This window comes from Apilactobacillus kunkeei (assembly GCF_005930975.1).
In the GTDB taxonomy this organism is placed as follows: domain Bacteria; phylum Bacillota; class Bacilli; order Lactobacillales; family Lactobacillaceae; genus Apilactobacillus; species Apilactobacillus kunkeei_E.
Genome location: NZ_VBSE01000015.1, coordinates 1 through 275 on the forward strand (window position 1 = coordinate 1; position 275 = coordinate 275).

Here is a 275-nt window from a genome sequence, read left to right on the forward strand (position 1 = left end):
TGACGGTGTACGTGTTGATGCCGTTGATAATATGGACGCTGATGTTTTAAATATTATCAGTCAGTACTTTAGAGATGCATACAGGATTAATGCAAGTGACGTCAACTCAGACAATCATCTTTCTATTTTAGAAGACTGGAGTGGAAATGATCCATACTATCAAAAAGATCATGGTACAAATCAAATGACCATTGATAGTGGTTATTTGAACTCATTGCGTTCGATTTTAATGTATAACCCTGCAGTAAGATCTGATATGTCCACAATTATTAATG

The 275-nt window shown here is 34.9% G+C and carries 1 protein-coding gene; it reads left to right on the plus strand.

All coding sequences use genetic code 11. The features are described 5' to 3' along the window. Positions 1–275: glycoside hydrolase family 70 protein (locus FD688_RS00050; RefSeq protein WP_138741307.1), on the plus strand; the 275-nt coding region annotated here is incomplete at both ends.